At 61.8% G+C, this 306-nt stretch carries 1 protein-coding gene; it reads left to right on the forward strand.

Features of this window, described 5'->3' with window-relative positions; translation table 11 throughout:
• Positions 1–306: proline dehydrogenase family protein (locus AAHM40_RS27100; RefSeq protein WP_342247452.1), on the forward strand; the 306-nt coding region annotated here is incomplete at both ends.

Below are 306 nucleotides of genomic sequence, written 5' to 3' on the forward strand. Positions count from 1 at the left end.
CAGTACGACATCGGCCTGAACATCGACGCCGAAGAAGCCGACCGCCTGGAAATCTCCCTCGACCTGCTCGAGCGCCTCTGCTTCGAACCGAGCCTGAAGGGTTGGAACGGCATTGGTTTCGTCATCCAGGCCTACCAGAAGCGCTGCCCGTATGTGATCGACTACGTGATCGATCTCGCCCGCCGCAGCCAGCACCGCCTGATGATCCGCCTGGTGAAAGGCGCCTACTGGGACAGCGAGATCAAGCGCGCCCAGGTCGATGGCCTGGAAGGTTTCCCGGTCTACAGCCGCAAGGTCTACACCGAC

This window comes from Pseudomonas sp. OTU5201, from assembly GCF_038440135.1.
Classification (GTDB): Bacteria; Pseudomonadota; Gammaproteobacteria; order Pseudomonadales; family Pseudomonadaceae; genus Metapseudomonas; species Metapseudomonas resinovorans.